Genomic DNA, 20206 nt, shown 5'->3' with positions numbered 1-20206 from the left:
TCAGAAATACTCTAGCCGAACCGAGAACAGCTTCTCCACCTTCTTTACCGCATTGCTGGCAGCAAAAAGGATGATCCTGTCCTTGGCCTGTATCCTGGTGTCGCCGCGCGGCACGACCAGCTCGTCTTCGCGCAGGATGGCGCCGACAATGACACCGTTCGGCAGCTTCGCCTCGCGCAGCGGCACCCCGACCATGGTGGAGGTTTCCAGCGCCTCCGCCTCGATCACTTCGCCCACCCCCTCGCGCAGCGAGTGGACGGCCCGGATACGGCCGCGGCGGATATGCTGCAGGATGGTCGAGACCGTGATGGAGCGCGGATTGACCACCGCATCCACCCCCAGCGCCGTGACCAGCGGGCCGTAGGGCTGATTGTTGATCAGGGTCACCGCGCGCTCGCAGCCATAGCGTTTGGCCAGCAGCGCGCTGATGATGTTCACCTCGTCATCGTTGGAGACCGCGACGAAGGTCTCCGTGCTGCGGATATTCGCCTCTTCGAGGATTTCCGGGTCCAGCGCGCTGCCCGCCAGCACCATCGTCTTGGCGAGCTGGCCAGCCGCCCGCTTGGCACGTTCGGGCGACACCTCGATCAGCTTCACGCTGACGCCAGCCTGATTTTCCTCGATATTCTGGGCCAGGGTCAGGCCGATATTGCCGGCACCGACGATGATGATGCGGCGCGCTTCCGGTTCCTGATGGCCAAAGGCGGCCATGGCCCGGGCCAGATGCCCGGTATCGCAGACGAAATAGACCTCATCATCGGCCAGCATCTGGTCTTCGCTGGACGGTACGATCACCTTGTCGTTCCGGATGATCGCAACGACCACCATGTTCAGATCCGGGAACAGGCTGGCGAGCTGGCGCATCGGCGTGTTCAGCACAGGGCAGTCGTCACCGCAGCGGACGCCGACAACCCGCACCTTGCCATCAGCCATCGCCAGCATGTCGAAGGCGCCGGGCACCTGAAGCTGCTGGCCGATATGGCGCGCGACCTCCACCTCCGGCGAGATGATGACGTCGATCGGCATGTTCTCGCGGCTGAACAGATCCGCCCATTCCGGCTGCAGATAATTCTGGCTGCGTATGCGGGCGATCTTGGTCGGCACCTGGAACAGGGAATGGCCGACCTGGCAGGCGACCATGTTCACCTCGTCCGCATAGGTGACCGCGATCAGCATGTCGGCCTCCTTGGCACCCGCCATCTCCAGCGTGCTGGGATGCGAGGCGTGGCCAACGAAGGCGCGCACGTCGAGCGTGTCGTTGATCTTGCGGATCAGGTCCGGCGACTGGTCGATGACGGTAACGTCATTGCCCTCGGAGGACAGATAGCGGGCGATGCTGGAGCCAACCTGCCCCGCGCCGCAGATAATCACGTTCATGGCTGTTGCCTATCCTTTCGGCCTGGTCTCCGGCAGGTGCCGGACATCAGGAAACCAGCTTGGGCGCCCGTTCCGTGGCCGGTACGCCCAGTGACTTCAGCTTCCGGTGCAGCGCGGACCGTTCCATACCGACGAAGGCCGCGGTTTTCGAGATATTCCCGCCGAACCGGTTCACCTGCGCCATCAGATATTCGCGCTCGAACAGCTCACGCGCCTCGCGCAGCGCCAGATTCATGATCTCGCTGCCCTTGTCCAGCCGTGTCACCGCCGGTGCGGTGGCGCTGATCTCGGGCGGCAGATTCTCGATCCGGATCGGCTCGCGCGCGTCGCCGGGCGCCATGATGAGCATCCATTCCGCCAGATTGCGCAGCTGGCGCACATTGCCCGGCCATTCATAGACCTGCAGCGCCGCGATCACATCCTCGCTGATCTGGCGCACCGGCAGACCGGCCTGTTCCGCCGCACGAGCCAGGAAATAGGCGATCAGGGTCGGCACATCATCCCGGCGGTCGCGCAGGGACGGGACGCGCAGCGGCACAACATTCAGCCGGTAATAGAGATCCTGCCGGAACCGGCCTTCTTGCATCTCCTGCTCAAGATCGCGGTTGGTGGAAGCGATGACACGGACATCCACCTCGACGCGGCGGCGGCCGCCCAGACGCTCGAAGGTCTGATCCTGCAGCACGCGGACGATCTTGCCTTGAGTCTCCAGCGGCATGTCGGCCACCTCGTCGAGCAGCAGCGTGCCGCCATGGGCCTGCTCGAAAGTGCCGATCTTCCGCCCGCCATTGCCTTCCTGCTCGCTTTCGCTGCCGAACAGCTCCAGTTCCAGCCGGTCGGGATGCATGGTGGCGCAATTCAGCACCACGAAAGGACCATTGTTGCGCCGGGAGCGCGCATGGACCATCCGCGCCACCACTTCCTTGCCCGACCCGGCCGGGCCGGTAATCAGTACCCGGCTGCCGGTCGGCGCCACTTTCTCGATCGACTGGCGCAGATTCAGAACGGCAGGCGAGGTACCCGTCAGCTCCATCTCCGGGCCGCCGCGCAGCCGGAGTTCCGCATTCTCCTTGCGCAGGCTGGCATCCTCGATGGCGCGCTTGACCAGCAGCAGCAGGCGGTCGGTCTTGAACGGTTTTTCGACGAAATCGTAGGCACCGCGCTGAATCGAACTGACCGCCATCTCGATGGTGCCATGGCCGCTGATCATCACCACCGGCAGGTTCGGATGATCGTGCTTCACGCGGTCGAGAATCTGCAGCCCGTCCAGCCGGCTGCCCTGCAGCCAGATATCCTGGATCACGAGATGCGGCAGGCGGGTCGCGATAACCTCGAACGCCTCGTCAGAGTTCGCCGCCATCCGCGTGCGATAGCCCTCATCTTCCAGAATATCGGAGATAAGCTGCCGAATATCCGCCTCGTCATCGACGATCAGGATGTCATGCGCCATGAATAACCGCTAACTCAGGGGTGTCGTCGCCAGAGCCTGGGCCTGAACCCTGGCCGGAATCGGGCGAACGGGCAGTCTCTGCCTCGGTGCTGGATTTACCATTGTGGCCGGAGATTACATCCCGCCCCGGGAAAATCAACCGGACACGTGCACCGCTGCGCCGGCGATCCTCGATCACCAGGTCGCCACCATGATCCTCCATGATCTTCTTGACGATGGCGAGCCCCAACCCCGTGCCCTTCTCGCGCGTCGTCACATAGGGTTCGGTCAGGCGATGCCGGACATCCTTGGGCAATCCCTTGCCATTGTCCTCGACATGCAGCTCAACCTGGCCCTGCCTGTGCAGCACTGCCAGCCGGACAATACCGGGCCGGAGATCGGTTTCCCGCCTTGCCTCAATCGATTCGATGGCGTTCTGCACCAGATTGGTCAGCGCCTGCCGGACCTGGCGATGGTCGCACCATACGGTAGCCGGCTCGTCCGGCAGGGAGGCCACAAAGCGGATATCCTGGTGGGCACTGCGATACAGCATCAGGGTCTCGCGGCACAGCGCGTCGAGAGCTTCGTTGCGCAGCACCGGAGCCGGCATCCGCGCGAAGGCGGAGAATTCATCGACCATGCGGCCGATATCCCCGACATGACGGATGATCGTCTCGGTGCAGGCGACGAAGCTTTCCTTGTCGGAGACGATTTCACCCAGATATTTGCGCTTCAGCCGCTCGGCGGAAAGCTGGATCGGGGTAAGGGGATTCTTGATTTCGTGCGCGATGCGGCGCGCCACATCGGCCCAGGCGGCCTTGCGCTGTGCCGTCATCAATTGGGTGATATCGTCGAAGGTAAGGATGAAGCCCAGCGCGCGCTCCTGCTCGGCATTGCTGTCGCCACGCTCCGCCGTGATCCGCACCAACAGCGTGCGTTGCCCCGCCTCGCCCTGCAGGATGACCTCGCGTTCCTGATCGCGGTCCGGGCGCGCCTGCGCCACGGCCAGCAATTCCGCCATCTCCGGCACAACATCGCCAATCGGCAGGCCAATTGCCCGTTCCAGCGGCTGATCCAGCAGCAAAGAGGCGGATCGGTTGGGCAGGTTGATCCGTCCCTCTGCATCGAGGCCGATGACGCCGGCCGAAACACCGGCCAGCACCGTCTCGGTAAAGCGGCGGCGCGTATCGAGCTGCCGGTTGGCGTCGATCAGCTCCTGCCGCTGCTCCTCAAGCTGGCTTGTCATCCGGTTGAAGGCCCGGCTGAGCACGCCCAGCTCGTCGGTACTGTCTTCGTCCGCCACCCGGGCGGTCAGGTCGCCGGCGCGCACCCGTTCCGCCGCGCCGATCAGGTTGCGCACCGGCCGCCACAGCTCCGCCGCCACGTTCAGCCCAACCCAGACGGCAGCCAGCAGCATGAGCAGCGCCACCACGACAAAAATCATCACGAAGGTGATCTGCAGGCTGGATTGCCGGCCCTGCAGGCGCTGATATTCCTCGACCGCCGCCTCTGTCTGGTCCATATGGGCCAGAACCTTGCTGTCAACGAACCGCCCGACATAGAGGTAGGCATCGGCGAACCCGTCGAGCCGGACCAGAGCGCGCACCCGGTCGTCGGCATCATTCTCCATCAGCACGACAACGCCGGTTTCCGCCTCACGCAGCGAGGCTTCCGGCACGGTCTCGAAATGCATCGCGAAACTGAGCGCCGATTGCGCCAGGATATAGCCGGTGCTGTCGAACACCACCGCCTCGGCCAGCGCCCGCACTTGCGCCTGCGCGCTGATGAAAGCAGTGAGACGCCGGGGATTGGCGGACAGATTCAGCGCCTCGCGGTTCAGATCCGCAGCCATCGCCAGCACGTCGGCACGGATCGTCTTCTGATGCTCCGCCAGATAGGCCTTCGCCACCTCGCGCGATTCGTTGACTGCCGTGCGCACCCGCTCGTCGAACCAGGACTGAACGCCGAAATTCAGGAACAGGGCGGAAAACACCGCGACGATGATCGCCGGAATCACAGCAACCAGGGCGAACAGCGTCACCAGCTTCAGATGCAGCTTGGAACCGGCGAGGCCACGCCGCCGTTCCAGCCAGAGCTGCACGAGCCGGTAGGACACCACCATGCCAACCAGCAGCAACAGCAGCAGATTGACATTCATCAGCACGAAGATGGTGTTCGGATCGGGACCGACCGGTCCGGAATCCGTCAGCGCGGCATAGGTCACCACGCCCGACACCAGGGCGGCGACGATCAACAGCAGCGCCACCTTGCGGCCAAGCCGCACGCGCTCCGCCCAGTGCCCGAGATGACGCCAGAAATGCGTCATGCCTGCCGAGCCTGTTCCGTCTTTTCTCGCGCCGTCCTCGCGCCGCGCCTGTTCCAAGGCGTCGTCGCTCATAGCATTACCATCGGCCAGCCTTGCGTTTCCGGATCACGCGTTTAGGGGCGCTATTTTAGGCCGCGCGTCACCCTGATGTCCAATTCGCGGATTTTCTTGCGCAGGGTGTTCCGGTTCAGCCCCAGAAGCTCCGCCGCCTTGATCTGATTGCCGCGGGTCGCCGACAGGCTGAGCGAGATCAGCGGGCGCTCGACTTCACGCAGCACGAGATCGTAAAGGCCGGAGCCAGGCATGCCATCGGCATGCGCGGAAAAGAAGCTCTTCAGATGCCGCTCCACGGCCGATCCCAGGCTTTCGCCCTCGCCGCCGACCTCCAGTGCCGGCTGTGGCTCCTCGGCCTCGGCCAGTTCCTCATTCACCACATCGGCGGTGATCTCGTCCTGCGAATAGAGCACGGCCAGACGGCGGACCATATTTTCCAGCTCACGGACATTGCCCGGCCAGGAATAGCTCTTCAGCCGGTCGAGCGCCGCCGGTTCGATGCTCTTGCGCGGCAATCCCTCGCTATGCGCCTCGGCCAGGAAATGCCGGACCAGGGCCGGCACGTCCTCCTTGCGCTCGCGCAGCGGCGGCAGGCGGATGGGCACGACATTCAGGCGATAGAACAGATCCTCACGGAACAGGCCCTGACGGATAAGCTGGCGCAGATCGCGGTGGGTCGCGGCGATGATCCGCACATCGGCCTTGATCGGGGTGCGGCCGCCGACCGTGGTGTATTCGCCTTCCTGCAGAACGCGCAGCAGCCTGGTCTGGGCGTCCAGCGGCATGTCGCCGATCTCGTCGAGGAACAGTGTGCCGCCCTGGGCCTGCTCGAACCGGCCGGTGGACCGTTGGGTGGCGCCGGTGAAGGCGCCCTTTTCGTGGCCGAACAGCTCGCTCTCGATCAGTTCGCGCGGGATCGCGGCCATGTTGATCGCCACGAACGGGCCGCTGCGGCGTTTGCCGTAATCGTGCAGGGCACGAGCCACCAGTTCCTTGCCGGTGCCGGACTCGCCATGGATCATAACCGTAAGGTCGGTGCCCATGAGCCGCGCCAGCACACGGTAGATTTCCTGCATCGCCGGCGAACGGCCGATCAGCGGCAGTGTGTCGTCGCTCTCCTCCGGCTGCTCGATGACCGGCGGCGGCGTTTCCTTCGGCGACAGCAGCGCGCGCTGCACCACATTGATGAGCTGCTTCAGATCGAACGGCTTGGCGAGATACTCGAACGCGCCGCGCTCGGTCGCTTTCACCGCGGTCAGCAGCGTGTTCTGCGCGCTCATCACCACGATGCGCAGATCGGGCCGCTGGCGCTTGATACGGGGGATGAGGTCGAGGCCGTTCTCGTCCGGCATCACCACATCGGTCAGTACCAGATCGCCCTCGCCCGCCTCGACCCAGCGCCAAAGCGCGGCTGCCGTTCCGGTTACCTTCACATCATAGCCGGCGCGTGCAAGCGCTTGATGCAGAACTGTTCTTATCGCGCGATCATCGTCAGCAACCAGAATGGTCTGGGTCCGTGCCGGCGCCATCACTCGGCCTCCGCCGGCAGCATCCGCGCCACCGGATCGCTGCCCATCTCCTCCGGCGCCATTGGCAGCATGACGCGCAGGGTGGTGCGCCTGGGCTGGCTGTCGACCTCGATGATGCCGCCATGATCGCCGACGATCTTGGCGACCAGCGCCAGCCCGAGGCCGCTGCCATTCTGCTTGGTGGTGACGAACGGGTCGAACAGGTTCTGCCGCAACTCGTCGGGGATGCCGGACCCGTTATCGGTGACGCTGATCACGAGCGGCAGGTCGAAGCTGCTGCGCGTGCCCGGCACAGCCAGCCGGATGCCATGCTTGTAGGCGGTGCTGAGGGTGATTTCCCCGCCCTCCTCCGGCAAGGCCTCCGAGGCGTTCTTCACCAGATTCAGGAATATCTGAATCAGCAGGTCGCGGTTACCGAGCACCGCCGGCAGCGAGGGGTCATACTGTTCGATAAACCGGTGCTGCCGGGCGAAGCCGGTCTTGGCGACCTTGCGCACATGATCCAGCACCAGATGAATATTCACCGGGCCGCGCGGCATCGGCCGCTCATCGGAGAACACTTCCATCCGGTCCACCAGCGCACAGATACGGTCGGTCTCGTCGCGGATCAGCGTGGTCAGTTCCTGATCGCCGGGGTCCTGCACGCTTTGCTCAAGCAGCTGCGCCGCGCCGCGAATGCCGGACAGCGGATTTTTCACCTCATGCGCCAGCATTGCCGCCATAGCGGTGACGGAGCGCGCCGCACCGCGGAAGGTCAGCTGCTGATGGAATTGCAGCGCCACCGAGCGTTCATGGATACAGATCGCCACCTGCCCCTCGTAATCCGCGATGCTCGCCACCTCGATCGTCACGTCGCGGGTACCGATGCGCGGCGTCTCCAGCGTCACGCCATGATCCGACATGCTGTTGCCATGCGCCCTGACCTGAGACAGCAGGGAGAAAAGCGGGCTGTCCGCCGGAATGAAGTCGGCGAGCCGATGATCGACGAGCTGGTTGGCGCTGAGCCGGAAAAACTGCTCGGTCGCATCATTCACATAAACGATCTGATTGTCCGCATCGACCACCAGAACCGGACTTGCCAGCGCCAGCAGGATCGCCGATTCGTCGAGGCGTGCCGGGCGCCGCCCCCTGCCCAGCAGCTTCAGCGGCGCGCTAATCTTCGCCATCAGGCGGCCTCCCGAACTGTATTGCCTGCCTGCCCGTCCATGACGGCGGCGAAATAACTTTCCATCGCGGAACGCACCTCGTCCGAATCGGTGGTGTTGTTGACCTGCTGGCGGAACGCGGCGGAACCAGGCAGGCAGCGGCTGTACCAGCCGATATGCTTGCGGGCGATGCGGCAGCCCAGCTGCGGGCCGTAATGGCGCTGCATCGCCTCCCAATGATCCCGCACGGTTTCCAGAACCACCGGCAGGGGCGGGTCCGGCAGTTTCTCGCCGGTGCGCAGATAATGCGCCACCTGGGAGGGGAACCAGGGCCGGCCATAGCTGCCGCGCCCGATCATCACCCCGTCGGCGCCGGACAGGCGCAGCGCCTCGGCGGCCTCTTCCTCACTGGTCACGTCGCCATTCACGATCACCGGGATGGAGACGGCCTGCTTCACCGCGCGCACATAGGACCAGTCGGCACGGCCGGTATAGAACTGGCAGCGGGTACGACCATGCACCGTCACCATGCGCACGCCGAGATCCTCTGCGATCCTTGCGAGCTCCGGCGCGTTGCGGCTGTCATCGTCCCAGCCGGTGCGCATCTTCAGCGTGACCGGGATATCGACGGCCTTCACCGTCGCCTCGATCAGCGCCGCGGCATGAGCGAGATCGCGCATCAGCGCCGAGCCGGCCTGCTGTCCGCCGGTCACCTTCTTCACCGGGCAGCCCATATTGATGTCGATGATGGCCGCGCCCCGGCCGGCATTCAGCTTCGCCGCGTCGGCCATCAGCGCGGGTTCGCAACCGGCAAGCTGCACCGACAACGGATAATCCGTGCTGTAATCCTCCGACATTTTGCGGATTTCCTTGCGCGCCTGCTGCACCATGGCGGCGCTGGCGATCATCTCGGAAACCACGAGCCCGGCACCGAAACGCCGGACGATGCGGCGGAACGGCTGGTCGGTGACACCCGACATGGGTGCCAGAATCACCGGCGAGTCCAGGGTAATCGGTCCGATTGATACGCTCATATTTTAGGCATCTTCCTTTCGTGCCCAAACTTTGGGCAACGCTACACCGAACAAATCCGGATGACAAGCGCGTGAATCACGCGACCTGCATACAGATTGTCGTGCGTTAGCCGAGAAGAATATCGGCGACGAATTTCACGCCCGGATAGGCCAGGGTCAGCAACAGGAAGGCAATCAGCACCAGGCGGGCCGCCATGCGACCGCGCAGCCCGGTCAGCCAGTGCGCCAGCAGCAGGGCCAGCACGACGGCGAAGGCGATGATCGACAGGATACTCTTATGGTCCAGCGCCAGCACGCCGCCGCCCTTGGTCCAGTTCACCGCCATGCCGGTGGCAACGCCGAGGCCAAGCAGGATTTCCGCCAGAACGAGCAGGCCGATCTGCAGCCGCTCGCCTTCCGCCACGGCGGGCAGCAGCCGGGTCAGCTTCGTCGGCTGCTTGCGCTTCAGCGCGCGCTCCTGCAGGAACACCGCGAAGCCGGAGACCGCCGACAGGGTCAGTAGCGCATAGGCCATGACCGACATCACGATATGCGCCTGGGTCCAGAGGCCCGGCACGGTTCCCGGAAACGGCCCGGCCTCGATCGGCCGCAGCACGGTGGCCAGCACGCCCAGCAACACCAGATAGGGCAGCAACAGCGGCGCCAGGCGCCGGCTGGCAGGCACGATCAGCGACAGGCCGGCGAACAGCACCATGGTCGCGGCCACGGTGACCCACAGCGCGCCGGACAAATCCGCGTACCAGCGTCCGTACATCTGCACCACCACCCAGGCCGTCGGGCCGACAATGGCAGGCACCAGCAGCAGCCAGAACAGCCGCTCCCTGCCCGCCGCCTGGCCAAAGGGCAGCAGCGACGCCGGAAGCATCGACAACAGAGCGGAAAGACTGAGAATCACGGAAGTCGGCATGTGCGCCTTATATCCTGTCTGATGAGGAATATATAGTGCTGCGAACGATTCGCAAAATATCATTTTCCGCAGCGCAGAAATTATCGGACTGCGCGGTTACGTGTGGAAGATTCTACCCGGCAAATTCTGCCGATGGGCAGGAATGACCATCCGGGCATCAAAGGCACTTATAATAAAGTCAAATAGTTAGAAGGATACTCTGCGGGCATGACATTTGCGCCTTCCCCGACAGGTCAATCGACTGGAAGGAAATTTCTCATGTCTGTTTCCGGTATCGGCGCCCCCTATACCCCTCCTGTCGGCGGCGCGTCCTCTGCGGCGTCGAGCCCGTCCGCGCAAATCGGGAAGACGTCGGCCCAGGACGAATTCCTCAACTATATGAACAAATCGCCAGCCGAGCGCATGCGCGAGATGATTCTCGGCGAGCTTGGCGTGACGGAAGAGGAATTGCGCAACATGGACGCGCAGGAGCGCGCCAAGATCGAAGAAAAGATCCGCGAGACGATCCTGGAGAAGGTCAAGGAAACGGCGGAGAAGAAGACCGGTATGATCGTAGACGTGGCAGTCTGACAGCGCATCGCGGTGGAAATTCCGGCCGCGCCGGCATAGGCTCCGGCGCATGTCGAAGACCATCGCCCTCATTGTCGCCGCCGGACGCGGCCACCGCCTCGGCGGCAGCCTGCCAAAGCAATATCTGCCGCTGGCCGGGCAACCGGTGCTGCGCCATACGGTGGCGCGGTTCCTGGCACATCCCGGCATCGATGCTGTGCGCGTGGTCATTCATCCCGACGACCGCAATCTCTACGATCAGGCAGTGGGCGATCTCAGCCTTGGCGAGCCGATTGCCGGCGGGGCGACGCGGCAGGACAGCGTGCGGCTGGGTCTGGAAGCGCTCTCCGCAGCTGCACCCGATCTGGTGCTGATCCAGGACGCCGCCCGGCCCTTCACCGCCCCCGCGACCATCGACGCCGTTCTGGCGGCGCTGAAGGAGCATCCCGGCGCCATCCCCGCCCTTGCCGTCGCCGACACGCTGAAGCGCGCCGAGGGCGCCCGAATCGCCGCGACGGTGCCGCGCGGCGGCCTGTATCGCGCGCAGACGCCGCAGGGCTTCCGCTTTGCCGATATACTGGCGGCGCACCGAGCACTGGCCGGGCAGGAGCTGACCGACGATGCATCGCTGCTGGAGGCGGCAGGCCAGACGGTCGCGCTGGTGCCGGGCACCGAGAAGAATTTCAAGATCACCACGGCGGAGGACCTGATGCGCGCCGAAACCCTTCTGGGTGCTGCCTTCGAGACCCGCAGCGCCGGCGGCTTCGACGTGCACCGCTTCGCCAACGCCGGCGACCATGTGATACTGTGCGGCGTCGCCGTGCCGCATGAGCGCGGGCTGGAGGGCCATTCCGACGCCGATGTCGGACTGCACGCACTGACCGATGCGCTGCTGGGCTGCATCGCCGCCGGCGATATCGGCCAGCATTTCCCGCCAAGCGACCCGCAATGGAAGGGCGCCTCCTCCGACCGGTTTCTTGCCCATGCGGCCGAGCTGGTGGCGGCAAAGGGCGGGCGGATTGTCCATGTCGATGTGACGCTGATCTGCGAGCGCCCCAAGGTCGGTCCATACCGGGAAGCCATGACCGCACGGATCGCGGAGATTCTTGGCCTCGCCGCAGACCGGGTCAGCGTGAAGGCGACCACAACCGAGCAACTGGGTTTCACCGGCCGGCGCGAGGGCATCGCCGCGCAGGCCATGGCAACCGTCGAACTGCCGCGCACATGAGTCCGTTTCACCCGGCCTATATCCTGGCCACCTGGTTCTGGGTCGGGCGTATCCCGAAGGCACCGGGCACCTGGGGATCGCTGGCCGCCCTGCCCCTCGCCTGGCTGATCGCGGATCAGTTCGGCCCGCTGACGCTGCTGGCGGCGGCTGCGCTGCTGTTCCCCATCGGCTGCTGGGCGAGTGCCGCCTATGCCGGAGGGATCGGCCGCAAGGACCCCGGATCCGCCGTCATCGACGAGGTGGTGGGACAATGGATGGTATTGGCCGTGCTGCCGCTCGACCCGCTGGCCTATGCCATCGGTTTCGCGCTGTTCCGGCTGTTCGACATCGCCAAGCCCTGGCCGGTCTCACTCGCCGACAGAAAACTGACCGGCGGCTTTGGCATCATGGCGGATGACGTGCTGGCAGGGCTTTATGGCATGATGGTCGCCGCCCTGATCGTCCATTTCTTCTGGTGACTGCGATGCTTCCCGCCGATCTTCAGGCCCAGGCCGCCGCCCTGCTGGACCGCTGCAAGAAAGCAGGTTTCATGCTCGCCACGGCGGAATCCTGCACCGGCGGGCTGATCGCCGGCACGCTGACCGAGATCGCCGGTTCCTCCGCCGTGGTGGATCGCGGCTTCGTCACCTATTCCAACGAGGCGAAGGCGGAGATGCTGGGTGTCGATCCGGCGCTGATCGCCCAGCAAGGCGCGGTCAGCGAGGCGGTTGCCCGCGCCATGGCCGAGGGCGCGCTGGCCCGGTCCCGCGCCGATATCGCGGTCGCCGTCACCGGCGTTGCCGGCCCCGGCGGCGGCACAGCCACGAAGCCGGTCGGGCTGGTTCATTTCGCCGTCGCCCGCACGGGTGCGGAGACCGCCGCCCATCACGAAGTCTTCCCCGGCGACCGCAGTGCGGTGCGCCGGGCCACGGTGGAGAAGGCGCTGGCGATGATCGACGCGGCGGTTCGACCGAGGGAAAGAAAACCTGAAGCGCCCTGAATCAGTCGGCTGAAGGGTTTGCAGGCCCCGCCGCCTCGCCATAGAGCGCATGGGCGCGAGTCTCGAAAGCGCCGACCATGCGCCGGACCGCCTCGTTGAACAGCACCGACATCATCTTCTGCAGCAAGACCGAGCGGAACTCGAAATCGACATAGAAGTCGATGAGGCAACCCTCGCCGCCGCCCTCGCCCGCGCCTTCGGCCGGCAGGAAAATCCAGTGATTGTTCAGATACTTGAACGGGCCTTCCGTATAGGTGACGTCAATCCGCATGCCCGGCTGGTCGAGCGCCACGCGCGAGGTGAAGCGTTCCCGCACCATCTTGAAACCGATGATCAGGTCGGCGACCAGCAGCGCCGGCTCGCGCTTGCGGATGCGCGCGCCCAGGCACCAGGGCAGGAATTCCGGATAGCGCTCCACATCCGCGACCAGATCGAAAAGCTTCTGCGGCGCGTAGGGCAGGACGCGCTGTTCCGCGTGTGTCGGCATTGAGGCTCGGCTACTCGGCGGCGGGAACGGCCTGGGCCGTCAGCTTCGCCTCGCGCGCCGCGCGCAGGCGCTGGAAATCATCGCCGGCATGATGCGAGGAGCGTGTCAGCGGCGAGGCCGAGACCATCAGGAAGCCCTTGGAATAAGCCTTGCGCTCATAGGCCTTGAACTCGTCCGGCGTGACGAAGCGGTCCACCGCCGCATGCTTCGGCGTCGGCTGCAGATACTGGCCGATGGTGATGAAATCGACATCGGCGCTGCGCAGATCGTCCATCACCTGCGCCACCTCCTCCGCCGTCTCACCGAGGCCGACCATGATGCCGGACTTGGTGAAGATCGACGGGTCCAGTTCCTTCACCCGGTCGAGCAGGCGCAGCGAGTGGAAATAGCGGGCACCGGGCCGGATCGACGGGTAGAGCCGCGGCACGGTTTCCAGATTGTGGTTGAACACGTCCGGCTTGGCCGCGACCACCACCTCCAGCGCGCCCTCCTTGCGCAGGAAGTCCGGCGTCAGAATCTCGATGGTGGTGCCCGGCGCTTCCTCGCGCAGCCGCTGGATGACGCGCGCGAAATGCGCCGCCCCCCCATCCGGCAGATCGTCGCGGTCCACCGAGGTGATGACGACATGCTCCAGCCCCAGCTTGCCGACCGCCACCGCAATATTGTCGGGCTCATGCGGGTCCAGCTTGTCCGGCATGCCGGTGGCGACGTTGCAGAAGGCGCAGGCGCGGGTGCACACGCTGCCCAGGATCATGAAGGTGGCGTGCTTCTTCTTCCAGCATTCGCCGATATTCGGGCAGGCCGCTTCCTCGCACACGGTCACGAGGTTGAGCGTGCGCATCAGCTGCCGTGTCTCGTTGTACTCCTTCGAGACCGGCGCCTTCACGCGCAGCCATTCCGGCTTGCGGCGCTGCACGGGATTGTCCGGACGGTGGGCCTTTTCCGGATGGCGGACCACCGGTTTCACCTCCACGGAACTCATGAGGCTATATCCTTATTTCGGAGCCAGACCCTAGAAGTGGATAACCCGGCCGTAAGCGTCAAGCACGGATTCGTGCATCATCTCGGACAGCGTCGGATGCGGGAAGACGGTGTGCATCAGCTCCGCCTCCGTACTCTCCAGCGTGCGGGCGATGGTATAGCCCTGGATCAGCTCGGTCACTTCCGCGCCGATCATATGCGCACCCAGCAATTCACCGGTCTTGGCGTCGAACACGGTCTTCACCAGACCCTCGGGTTCACCCAGCGCGATGGCCTTGCCATTGCCCATGAAGGGGAAGCGCCCGACCTTCACCTCGTGGCCCGCCGCCTTCGCCTTGGCCTCGGTCATGCCGACGCTGGCGACCTGCGGACGGCAATAGGTGCAGCCGGGGATGTTCGCGGTATCCAGCGGGTGGACATCTTTCAGCCCGGCGATCTTCTCGACACAGATCACGCCCTCATGGCTGGCCTTGTGCGCCAGCCAGGGCGGGCCGGTCAGATCGCCGATGGCATAGACACCCGGCTCGCCGGTGGCGCTGTAGGGGTCGGTGACGATATGCGTCTTCTCCACCTTCACCTTGGTGCCGTCGAGGCCCAGATTCTCGACATTGCCGACGATGCCGACGGCCAGGATCACCCGGTCCACCGTGATGTCGCTGGTCTTACCGCCGGCCTTGATGGTCGCGGTGACGTTGTTCTGGCCCTTCTTCAGCGCCTCCACCCCGGCCGAGGTGATGATCTTCATGCCCTGCTTTTCCAGCGCCTTGCGGGCGAAGGCGGAGATTTCCTCATCCTCCACCGGCAGAATACGGTCCATCACTTCGACGACCGTGACCTCCGCACCCATATCCTTGTAGAAGCTGGCGAATTCGATGCCGATGGCGCCCGAGCCGACGACCAGCAGCGATTTCGGCATGGTCTCCGGCACCATCGCTTCCTTGTAGGTCCAGACCAGCTTGCCGTCCGCTTCCAGCCCCGGCAGGGAACGCGCCCGCGCGCCGGTGGCCAGAATCACATTCTTCGCGGTCAGGTCGGCGGTCTTCTTGCCGTCCTTGCCGGTCACGGCGATCTTGCGCTGCCCGCCGGCGGTGCCGTCGAGCTTCGCCGAACCGTCGAACACGGTGACCTTGTTCTTCTTCAACAGGTGCTTCACGCCGCCGGAAAGCTGCGCCGCCACCTTGCGGGAGCGCTCCACCACCTTCTTCACGTCGAAGCTGATATCCTTGGCGGAGAAGCCGTAATCGCCCAGATGGTCGAGCATGTGCTTGACCTCGGAGGAGCGCAGCAGCGCCTTGGTCGGGATGCAGCCCCAGTTCAGGCAGATGCCGCCCAGATGCTCACGCTCGACCAGCGCCGTCTTCATGCCAAGCTGCGCCGCGCGGATGGCGGCGACGTAGCCGCCCGGCCCGCCGCCGACGACGATGAGGTCGAATGAGGTATCGGCCATGTCGGTCTCCCTTCCTGCCACCTTACAGCAGCATCGTCATCGGGTCTTCGATCAGCTTCTTGAAGACGGAGAGGAACTCCGCCCCGACCGCGCCATCGACCACGCGGTGATCGACCGACAGGGTGCAGCTCATCACCGTGGCGATGGCCAGCGCGCCGTCCTTCACCACCGGCCGCTGCTCGCCCGCACCGACCGCCAGGATGGCGCCCTGCGGCGGGTTGATGACGGCGGCGAAATCCTTGATGCCGAACATGCCGAGGTTGGAGATCGAGAAAGTGCCGCCCTGGAATTCCTCGGGCTTCAGCTTGCGATCACGCGCCCGCTTTGCCAGATCCTTCATCTCGGCGGAAATCTCGATCAGCCCCTTGGAGCCGGCATCGCGGATCACCGGGGTGATCAGCCCGTCATCGATGGCGACGGCGACCGAGATATCGACCTGGTCGTAGATGCGGATAGCGCTTTCGGTCCAGGTGGCGTTGGCCGCCGGGACCTTCTTCAGCGCCAGCGCGCTGGCGCGGATGATGAGATCGTTGACCGACAGCTTGTAGCCGCTGTCGCCGGCCTTCTCGTTCAGCTCCTTGCGCACGGCGAGCAGCCTGTCGATCTCGCAATCGATGGTCAGGTAGAAATGCGGCGCGGTCAGCTTCGACTCCATCAGGCGCTTGGCGATGACCTTGCGCATGGAGCTGTTCGGCACCTCGGTATAGGAGGGCAGGCCCGGCACGTCCGGCTGGCTCTGCGGCAGTGCTGCCCCACCAGATGGCGCGGCAGCGGCCTGCGGTGCGGGCGCAGCGGCCTTGCCCGCCTCCTTGCCAGTGCCCTTCGACAGCGCGGACTCGATATCGGCCTTCACGATGCGGCCATTCGGCCCGGAACCGCTCACAGAGCCGAGATCAAGGCCGGCCTGCTCCGCCATGCGGCGGGCCAGCGGGCTGGCGAAGATGCGGTCGCCCTTGTCACCGGAAGCAGCAGCAGGCTTCGCCGGCTCCTTCGGAGCTTCCTTGGGCGCTTCCGTCTTTGGGGCTTCCTTAGGGGCCTCGGGCTTCGGCTCTTCCTTGGGGGCTTCCGGCTTCGGCGCCGGCTTGGCGTCGCCCGCCGCGTCGATGGCGGAGGCGTCCTCGCCCTCCTCCAGCAGCCAGCCTATGATCTCGTTCACCGGCACGCCCTCGGTCCCGTCCGTCACGACAATCTTGCCGAGCACGCCCTCATCGGCCGACTCGACCTCCATCGTGGCCTTGTCGGTCTCGATCTCGGCAATGACGTCACCGGAGGCGACGCTGTCGCCCTCCTTCTTCAGCCATTTGGCGAGCGTACCCTCTGTCATGGTCGGCGACAGGGCCGGCATGAGAACCTTGATCGGCATGGTGTTTCCCCTTTAGCGTCCGGCGTTATCGTGGGCTGGCTCAGCGATAGCAGACGGCCTTGGCCGCCTCGGTGATATGCTCTGCCTGCGGCAGCGCCAGCTTTTCCAGATTAGCGGCATAGGGCAGCGGCACATCGGCACCACTAACCCGCCTCACCGGCGCGTCCAGATGGTCGAAGCATTCCTCCATCATCAGCGCCGCCAGCTCGGACCCGATGCCGGCATAGGGCCAGCCTTCCTCGCAGGTAACGAGACGGTTGGTCTTCTTCACCGAATTGATGATGGTCTCGGTATCCAGCGGCCGGATGGTGCGCAGATCGATGACCTCCGCCTCGATGCCGATCTCGGCCAGCTTCTCGGCCGCCTCAAGCGCCCGGCCGACCATGATCGAGAAGGCGGTGATGGTCACGTCTGAGCCCGCGCGCACCACCTTGGCGCGACCGATGGGCACGACAAACTCTTCCGATTCCGGCACCTCGAAGCTCTGGCCGTAGAGCAGCTCGTTCTCCAGGAAGATGACCGGATTATCGTCGCGAATCGCCGATTTCAGCAGGCCCTTGGCGTCTGCTGCCGACCAGGGAGACACCACTTTCAGGCCCGGACAATGCGCATACCAGGAGGCATAGCACTGGCTGTGCTGCGCGGCGACGCGCGACGCTGCACCGTTCGGCCCGCGGAACACGATGGGGCAGCCCATCTGGCCGCCCGACATGTAGAGCGTCTTGGCCGCCGAGTTGATGATCTGGTCAATCGCCTGCATGGCGAAGTTGAAGGTCATGAACTCGACGATCGGGCGCAGCTTCTTGAAGGCGGCACCGGTGGCTAGGCCAGCAAAGCCCTGCTCGGTGATCGGCGTATCGATGACGCGCTTGGCGCCGAATTCGTCCAGCAGCCCCTGGCTGACCTTGTAGGCGCCCTGATACTGGGCGACTTCCTCGCCCAGCAGGAACACCTTCTTGTCGAGCCGCATCTCTTCGGCCATCGCGTCGCGCAGCGCCTCGCGGACGGTCTGGGTCCTGGTATTGGCGAAAAAGCGATCCTCGTCGCTGGCCGGCACGGCGGCCTTCGGCTGGGCCGGCGCGGCCGGTGCCTTGGCTTCTTCCTTGGGGGCCTCCTGCTTCGCCTCGGGCCCAGGGGCGGATTTCGGCGCGGGGGCAGCCTTTGCGTCCTCGGCCGATTCGCCTTCCTCCAGCAGCATCGCGATGGGGGTATTCACCGCCACCCCGTCAGTGCCCGCCTCGACCAGGATCTTGCCGAGCGTGCCCTCATCGACCGCCTCAACCTCCATGGTCGCCTTGTCGGTCTCGATCTCGGCCAGCACGTCGCCGGCCTTGACCGCATCGCCTTCTTTTTTCAGCCAGCTGGCCAGTTTGCCTTCCGTCATGGTCGGCGACAGCGCCGGCATCAGAACCTCGATGGGCATGATATCCCTCACCTGTTTCGCGGCAGCGCCTTGATCGCCGGCCGCAGAGTGTAGCTTCGGATTGCGTTCAGGACCCGACCAGCACGTCGGTCCACAGTTCGGACGGATCGGGCTCCGGGCTGGTCTGTGCAAAATCGGTGGCGTCGGTCACGATGTCCTTCACCTCGCGGTCGATGATTTTCAGATCATCCTCGGCCGCGCCGGCGTCGAGCAGCATCTTGCGCACATTGTCGATGGGGTCGCGTTCCTGCCGCATCTTGTTGACCTCCTCCTTGGTCCGGTACTTGGCCGGATCGGACATGGAGTGGCCGCGATAGCGGTAGGTCTTCATCTCCAGTATGTACGGCCCCTTGCCGGCGCGGGCATGGGCCACGGCCTTCTCGCCGGCCTCCTTCACGGTCAGCACATTCATGCCGTCCACGACTTCGCCGGGAATGCCGTAGGCATGGCCGCGATGCGCGAGGTCAGGTCCGGCGGCGGCGCGCTGCACCGAGGTGCCCATGCCATACTGGTTGTTCTCGATGATGTAGATGACCGGCAGCTTCCACAGGGCGGCCATGTTGAAACTCTCATAGACCTGGCCCTGATTGACCGCGCCATCGCCCAGATAGGTGAGGCAGACCCGGTCATTCTCTTCATACTGGTTGGCGAAGGCGATGCCGGTGCCGATCGGCACCTGGGCACCGACGATGCCGTGCCCGCCATAGAAATTCTTCTCGCGGCTGAACATGTGCATGGAGCCGCCCTTGCCGCGCGAATAGCCGCCGCTGCGGCCGGTCAGCTCCGCCATCACGCCGCGCGATTCCATACCGGTTGCCAGCATGTGACCGTGGTCGCGGTAGGAGGTGACGACCGAATCGCCATCCTCAATGGCGGCCTGCATGCCAACCACCACGGCCTCCTGGCCGATATAGAGATGGCAGAAGCCGCCGATCAGGCCCATGCCGTAAAGCTGGCCCGCTTTCTCCTCGAAACGGCGGATCAGCAGCATTTCGCGGTAATGATGCTTCAGCTCGTCGAGCGACGCCTTTGGCGCGCCTTTGGCCGGCGTGCTCTTGGCTTTCGTCGCCGTGCGGCTGGCTGTGCTGCGGTTGGCAGCACTTTTTGTTCCGGTTTTGCTGCTGGTACTAGCCATAACGCCTCCCTTCAGTCGCGCTCATATGATCGCGCTCATGCGTTGGATGGTGGCCGGCTGCATCACAGCCATTAACCATCACCATCCAGTATATAGGAGAAATTGCCGGCAAGCCTAATTGCTTGATCGGCGCCCCCAGAACCTGGGCAAGAAATAGTGCAATCCCCCGATGCGATCAAGGGCGTCTTAATAAATTGAAAATATTGAAAAAATCGTGAATTAACTGAAATTCAGTTAATCAGCTTTTGCGATGGCAGGCGCCTGTGCGACCATCGATTTTGCAGCGCGAAAGTCTGGGGCTGGCGGCAAGTCTGGCGTAACAGAAAAACCGTTCGCAGACGCAGCAAAAACCACCAGCTCATCGGCATGGACAAGATTCAGCATGATCCTGGCCCGCTCATCCAGCATATCAGGGTCAATGCTGGTGGGTTCCAGCAGGGACACCTTGCGCGCCAGCCGTTCATGAACGGTTTGCACCTCGGCCAATGTCGCCTCGGCCCCGGCAATCTGCTGATCAACCTGGCGCCAGGCCAGCAGCCCGCGCTCGCCCTGCACCGCGTGATAGACGAAATAGCCCAGCAGCAGCGCCCCGCAGACCGGGCCTACAGCATGTCGCGCGCGGCGGCGTATTTCACGAATGGCGTCCATGGCTCGATGGAATCACAGCGACTCCAATGCCGTCAAGCGCAACCGGATCGATTCGCTAAGAAGAATCAACCTGTTGCGGAAATGACTCAGTGTCCGTCCGGGGAGTTTGTGAGTCGACAGAGTCGGTTGGCGATTCCGGCTTGCGGGGCTGGAATCGGCTGTGAT

At 64.5% G+C, this 20206-nt stretch carries 18 protein-coding genes; 4 read left to right on the top strand and 14 right to left on the bottom strand.

The genetic code is table 11. The features are described from left to right. The 7 genes from trkA to BKM74_RS14760 all read right to left on the bottom strand — a co-directional run bounded on the left by trkA (position 1) and on the right by BKM74_RS14760 (position 9801). Positions 1-1377 carry a Trk system potassium transporter TrkA gene (trkA, locus tag BKM74_RS14790; RefSeq protein WP_086466489.1) on the bottom strand — a complete coding sequence of 459 codons (1377 nt, stop codon included), beginning with the start codon at positions 1375-1377 and terminating at the stop codon, positions 1-3. Between the two features lie 46 nt (positions 1378-1423). Then, positions 1424-2827: a nitrogen assimilation response regulator NtrX gene (ntrX, locus tag BKM74_RS14785; RefSeq protein WP_086466488.1), complete on the bottom strand. Its 1404-nt coding sequence runs from the start codon at positions 2825-2827 to the stop codon at positions 1424-1426. Next, entirely contained in the window at positions 2817-5204 is a 2388-nt protein-coding gene (locus tag BKM74_RS14780) for a sensor histidine kinase NtrY-like (RefSeq protein ID WP_176342552.1), read from the bottom strand. Before BKM74_RS14780 ends, ntrX begins: the two co-directional genes overlap by 11 nt. A gap of 50 nt (positions 5205-5254) precedes the next feature. After that, positions 5255-6715 carry a nitrogen regulation protein NR(I) gene (gene ntrC / locus BKM74_RS14775; RefSeq protein ID WP_086466487.1) on the bottom strand — a complete coding sequence of 487 codons (1461 nt, stop codon included), beginning with the start codon at positions 6713-6715 and terminating at the stop codon, positions 5255-5257. Next, positions 6715-7881, bottom strand: coding sequence for a two-component system sensor histidine kinase NtrB (locus BKM74_RS14770; protein WP_086466486.1), 1167 nt, complete (start codon positions 7879-7881; stop codon positions 6715-6717). The genes ntrC and BKM74_RS14770 overlap by 1 nt, the downstream gene beginning before the upstream one ends. Continuing rightward, positions 7881-8894 carry a tRNA dihydrouridine synthase DusB gene (gene dusB / locus BKM74_RS14765; RefSeq protein WP_086466485.1) on the bottom strand — a complete coding sequence of 338 codons (1014 nt, stop codon included), beginning with the start codon at positions 8892-8894 and terminating at the stop codon, positions 7881-7883. The genes BKM74_RS14770 and dusB overlap by 1 nt, the downstream gene beginning before the upstream one ends. A gap of 106 nt (positions 8895-9000) precedes the next feature. Continuing rightward, on the bottom strand, positions 9001-9801 hold the full coding sequence (locus tag BKM74_RS14760) for a cytochrome C assembly family protein (protein ID WP_086466484.1): 801 nt from the start codon (positions 9799-9801) through the stop codon (positions 9001-9003). 258 nt (positions 9802-10059) lie between these two features. Between BKM74_RS14760 and BKM74_RS14755 the strand changes: the two genes are divergently transcribed. From BKM74_RS14755 to BKM74_RS14740, 4 genes are read left to right on the top strand one after another with little or no spacing between them, the layout of a single operon-like run. Continuing rightward, complete coding sequence (locus BKM74_RS14755; protein WP_086466483.1) at positions 10060-10371, top strand: hypothetical protein; 312 nt, start codon at positions 10060-10062, stop codon at positions 10369-10371. 49 nt (positions 10372-10420) lie between these two features. Then, the gene (locus BKM74_RS14750; protein ID WP_086466482.1) at positions 10421-11578 is read left to right on the top strand and encodes a bifunctional 2-C-methyl-D-erythritol 4-phosphate cytidylyltransferase/2-C-methyl-D-erythritol 2,4-cyclodiphosphate synthase; all 1158 of its coding nucleotides are present in this window, start codon (positions 10421-10423) and stop codon (positions 11576-11578) included. After that, on the top strand, positions 11575-12036 hold the full coding sequence (locus BKM74_RS14745) for a phosphatidylglycerophosphatase A family protein (RefSeq protein ID WP_086466481.1): 462 nt from the start codon (positions 11575-11577) through the stop codon (positions 12034-12036). The genes BKM74_RS14750 and BKM74_RS14745 overlap by 4 nt, the downstream gene beginning before the upstream one ends. 5 nt (positions 12037-12041) lie before the next feature. Beyond that, positions 12042-12557, top strand: coding sequence for a CinA family protein (locus tag BKM74_RS14740; RefSeq protein WP_086466480.1), 516 nt, complete (start codon positions 12042-12044; stop codon positions 12555-12557). A gap of 1 nt (position 12558) precedes the next feature. Here the strand turns inward: BKM74_RS14740 and BKM74_RS14735 are convergent, their stop codons facing one another. The 7 genes from BKM74_RS14735 to BKM74_RS14705 form a co-directional block, all read right to left on the bottom strand. Further along, the gene (locus BKM74_RS14735) at positions 12559-13044 is read right to left on the bottom strand and encodes a type II toxin-antitoxin system RatA family toxin (protein ID WP_086466479.1); all 486 of its coding nucleotides are present in this window, start codon (positions 13042-13044) and stop codon (positions 12559-12561) included. Positions 13045-13054: 10 nt separating this feature from the next. Next, a complete protein-coding gene (gene lipA, locus BKM74_RS14730; RefSeq protein WP_086466478.1) occupies positions 13055-14026 on the bottom strand; it encodes a lipoyl synthase in 972 nt (323 codons plus the stop codon). A 30-nt stretch (positions 14027-14056) separates the two neighbouring features. Continuing rightward, complete coding sequence (gene lpdA, locus BKM74_RS14725; protein ID WP_086466477.1) at positions 14057-15472, bottom strand: dihydrolipoyl dehydrogenase; 1416 nt, start codon at positions 15470-15472, stop codon at positions 14057-14059. Between the two features lie 22 nt (positions 15473-15494). Further along, entirely contained in the window at positions 15495-16835 is a 1341-nt protein-coding gene (locus tag BKM74_RS14720) for a pyruvate dehydrogenase complex dihydrolipoamide acetyltransferase (RefSeq protein ID WP_086466476.1), read from the bottom strand. Between the two features lie 40 nt (positions 16836-16875). Further along, complete coding sequence (locus BKM74_RS14715) at positions 16876-18258, bottom strand: pyruvate dehydrogenase complex E1 component subunit beta (protein WP_086466475.1); 1383 nt, start codon at positions 18256-18258, stop codon at positions 16876-16878. 67 nt (positions 18259-18325) lie between these two features. Continuing rightward, positions 18326-19393, bottom strand: coding sequence for a pyruvate dehydrogenase (acetyl-transferring) E1 component subunit alpha (pdhA, locus tag BKM74_RS14710; protein WP_086466474.1), 1068 nt, complete (start codon positions 19391-19393; stop codon positions 18326-18328). A 234-nt stretch (positions 19394-19627) separates the two neighbouring features. After that, the gene (locus BKM74_RS14705) at positions 19628-20041 is read right to left on the bottom strand and encodes an FtsB family cell division protein (protein WP_086466473.1); all 414 of its coding nucleotides are present in this window, start codon (positions 20039-20041) and stop codon (positions 19628-19630) included. Positions 20042-20206: the final 165 nt, after the last annotated feature.

Source organism: Oceanibaculum nanhaiense, from assembly GCF_002148795.1.
In the GTDB taxonomy this organism is placed as follows: domain Bacteria; phylum Pseudomonadota; class Alphaproteobacteria; order Oceanibaculales; family Oceanibaculaceae; genus Oceanibaculum; species Oceanibaculum nanhaiense.
This window is presented reverse-complemented; position numbering and strand designations above follow the sequence as displayed.

Coding starts and splice junctions, on each gene's coding strand:
- trkA (WP_086466489.1), bottom strand. CDS start 1,377: ATGAACGTGATTATCTGCGGCGCGGGGCAGGTTGGCTCCAGCATCGCC.
- ntrX (WP_086466488.1), bottom strand. CDS start 2,827: ATGGCGCATGACATCCTGATCGTCGATGACGAGGCGGATATTCGGCAG.
- BKM74_RS14780 (WP_176342552.1), bottom strand. CDS start 5,204: ATGAGCGACGACGCCTTGGAACAGGCGCGGCGCGAGGACGGCGCGAGA.
- ntrC (WP_086466487.1), bottom strand. CDS start 6,715: ATGGCGCCGGCACGGACCCAGACCATTCTGGTTGCTGACGATGATCGC.
- BKM74_RS14770 (WP_086466486.1), bottom strand. CDS start 7,881: ATGGCGAAGATTAGCGCGCCGCTGAAGCTGCTGGGCAGGGGGCGGCGC.
- dusB (WP_086466485.1), bottom strand. CDS start 8,894: ATGAGCGTATCAATCGGACCGATTACCCTGGACTCGCCGGTGATTCTG.
- BKM74_RS14760 (WP_086466484.1), bottom strand. CDS start 9,801: ATGCCGACTTCCGTGATTCTCAGTCTTTCCGCTCTGTTGTCGATGCTT.
- BKM74_RS14755 (WP_086466483.1), top strand. CDS start 10,060: ATGTCTGTTTCCGGTATCGGCGCCCCCTATACCCCTCCTGTCGGCGGC.
- BKM74_RS14750 (WP_086466482.1), top strand. CDS start 10,421: ATGTCGAAGACCATCGCCCTCATTGTCGCCGCCGGACGCGGCCACCGC.
- BKM74_RS14745 (WP_086466481.1), top strand. CDS start 11,575: ATGAGTCCGTTTCACCCGGCCTATATCCTGGCCACCTGGTTCTGGGTC.
- BKM74_RS14740 (WP_086466480.1), top strand. CDS start 12,042: ATGCTTCCCGCCGATCTTCAGGCCCAGGCCGCCGCCCTGCTGGACCGC.
- BKM74_RS14735 (WP_086466479.1), bottom strand. CDS start 13,044: ATGCCGACACACGCGGAACAGCGCGTCCTGCCCTACGCGCCGCAGAAG.
- lipA (WP_086466478.1), bottom strand. CDS start 14,026: ATGAGTTCCGTGGAGGTGAAACCGGTGGTCCGCCATCCGGAAAAGGCC.
- lpdA (WP_086466477.1), bottom strand. CDS start 15,472: ATGGCCGATACCTCATTCGACCTCATCGTCGTCGGCGGCGGGCCGGGC.
- BKM74_RS14720 (WP_086466476.1), bottom strand. CDS start 16,835: ATGCCGATCAAGGTTCTCATGCCGGCCCTGTCGCCGACCATGACAGAG.
- BKM74_RS14715 (WP_086466475.1), bottom strand. CDS start 18,258: ATGCCCATCGAGGTTCTGATGCCGGCGCTGTCGCCGACCATGACGGAA.
- pdhA (WP_086466474.1), bottom strand. CDS start 19,393: ATGGCTAGTACCAGCAGCAAAACCGGAACAAAAAGTGCTGCCAACCGC.
- BKM74_RS14705 (WP_086466473.1), bottom strand. CDS start 20,041: ATGGACGCCATTCGTGAAATACGCCGCCGCGCGCGACATGCTGTAGGC.